Genomic DNA, 2,500 nt, shown 5'->3' with positions numbered 1-2,500 from the left:
AGCACTGGATGGGTAATGGGGACTCACCGTCTTACTGATCCTAACCAAACTCCGAATACCCGGGAGTACTATACGGCAGACACACTGCGGATGCTAACGTCCGTAGTGGAGAGGGAAACAACCCTGACCTCCAGCTAAGGCCCCTAATTCATGGCTAAGTGGGAAAGCAGGTGGGATGTCCAAAACAACCAGGAAGTTGGCTTAGAAGCAGCCATCTTTTAAAGATAGCGTAACAGCTCACTGGTCTAATTAAGACGTCCTGCGGCGAAGATGTAACGGGGCTCAAGCCATGAGCCGAAGCTGAGGATGCACATAGTGCATGGTAGCAGAGCGTAGTGTGACATAGTCTCATGTCTCTTTACTTCCTTCGGGAAGCTTGGAGACAAGAGGCTTTCGATGAAGCGGGCGCGTGAGCGATCCCGTGGAGAGATCACTAGCGAGAATGATGACATGAGTAGCGACAAAGAGTGTGAGAGACACTCTCGCCGAAAGTCCAAGGGTTCCTGCTTAAAGCTAATCTGAGCAGGGTAAGCCGACCCCTAAGGCGAGGCCGAAAGGCGTAGTCGATGGGAACCAGGTTAATATTCCTGGGCCATGAGGTGGTGACGGATCTCGAAGGTAGTTCATCCTTATTGGATTGAATGGGCTGCTGAGAGGTTCCTGGAAATAGCCCCTCTATAAGATCGTACCCTAAACCGACACAGGTGGACAGGTAGAGAATACCAAGGCGCTTGAGAGAACGATGTTGAAGGAACTCGGCAAAATACCTCCGTAAGTTCGCGAGAAGGAGGCCCGGTTTCTACGCAAGTGGAAGCTGGGGGCACAAACCAGGGGGTGGCGACTGTTTATTAAAAACACAGGGCTCTGCGAAGTCGCAAGACGACGTATAGGGTCTGACGCCTGCCCGGTGCCTGAAGGTTAAAAGGAGGGGTGAGAGCTCTGAATTGAAGCCCAGGTAAACGGCGGCCGTAACTATAACGGTCCTAAGGTAGCGAAATTCCTTGTCGGGTAAGTTCCGACCTGCACGAATGGCGTAACGACTTCCCCGCTGTCTCCAACATCGACTCAGCGAAATTGAATTGCCTGTCAAGATGCAGGCTTCCCGCGGTTAGACGGAAAGACCCCGTGCACCTTTACTACAGCTTCGCACTGGCATCAGGATTGTGACGTGCAGGATAGGTGGTAGGCATCGAAACCGAGACGCTAGTCTCGGTGGAGCCTCCCTTGAGATACCACCCTTCGCACTCTTGATGTCTAACCGCGGTCCGTTATCCGGATCCGGGACCCTGCGTGGCGGGTAGTTTGACTGGGGCGGTCGCCTCCTAAAGCGTAACGGAGGCGCGCGAAGGTTGGCTCAGAGCGGTCGGAAATCGCTCGTTGAGTGCAATGGCAAAAGCCAGCCTGACTGCGAGACTGACAAGTCGAGCAGAGACGAAAGTCGGCCATAGTGATCCGGTGGTCCCGAGTGGAAGGGCCATCGCTCAACGGATAAAAGGTACGCCGGGGATAACAGGCTGATACTGCCCAAGAGTCCATATCGACGGCAGTGTTTGGCACCTCGATGTCGGCTCATCTCATCCTGGGGCTGGAGCAGGTCCCAAGGGTACGGCTGTTCGCCGTTTAAAGAGGTACGTGAGCTGGGTTTAGAACGTCGTGAGACAGTTCGGTCCCTATCTGCCGTGGGTGTAGGATACTTGAGAGGAGTTGCCCCTAGTACGAGAGGACCGGGGTGAACGAACCACTGGTGGACCAGTTGTCGTGCCAACGGCAGTGCTGGGTAGCTATGTTCGGAAAGGATAACCGCTGAAGGCATCTAAGCGGGAAGCCCCCCTCAAAACAAGGTATCCCTGAGGGCCGAGGTAGACCACCTCGTCAATAGGCCAGAGATGTAAGCGTGGTAACACGTTCAGTTGACTGGTACTAATCGCCCGATTGGCTTGATCTGATCTAGTAATAGACAGCCTCAAGAACCAAAAAGCACCACATGACTTGTGACATAACAAAGGTGCAGCAACGTGCAAATACACTGCCTGCTGCGTGACAGACTTTACTTGCGTAAAGTCGTCAGTGTTGATTGTTTCTTCCGATATCAGTTGTGTAAACCGAAACATTCGGGGACATAACTGACGTCCGGCAACGGGCATTTGCTACGCAAATACCCTGACCGCCGCGCGAGCTCTTGGATATGCCAAGAGCATCGGAATTGGATTTTTCTCGGTTTGGTGGCGATAGCGAGAGCAAAACACCCGGTCCCATCCCGAACCCGGAAGTTAAGTGCCTTTGCGCCAATGGTACTGCGGCTTAAGTCGTGGGAGAGTAGGTCACTGCCAAACCTAGTAAAATCCAATAACTCAATCGATACATATACCCAAAGGCTACTAAATCACTCAATCGTAGCAAGCCAAAAGATACAACAACCGTCGCGGGATGGAGCAGCCCGGTAGCTCGTCAGGCTCATAACCTGAAGGTCGTAGGTTCAAATCCTACTCCCGCAACCAAA

At 53.0% G+C, this 2,500-nt stretch carries 1 tRNA gene and 2 rRNA genes (1 of these 3 cut by a window edge); all 3 read left to right on the top strand.

The window, feature by feature from the left end:
- Positions 1 to 1,945 (top strand): 23S ribosomal RNA (locus tag LRK71_RS20340) (it extends 883 nt beyond the left edge of the window).
- A 273-nt stretch (positions 1,946 to 2,218) separates the two neighbouring features.
- A 5S ribosomal RNA gene (gene rrf, locus LRK71_RS20335) occupies positions 2,219 to 2,333 on the top strand.
- Between the two features lie 88 nt (positions 2,334 to 2,421).
- Positions 2,422 to 2,498, top strand: a tRNA-Met gene (locus tag LRK71_RS20330).
- The last annotated feature ends 2 nt before the right edge of the window (positions 2,499 to 2,500 follow it).

Source organism: Pseudophaeobacter flagellatus (assembly GCF_021228235.1).
GTDB lineage: Bacteria > Pseudomonadota > Alphaproteobacteria > Rhodobacterales > Rhodobacteraceae > Pseudophaeobacter > Pseudophaeobacter flagellatus.
Note: the sequence above shows the minus strand (reverse complement) of the source record. Positions and strands in the feature narration are given on the sequence as shown.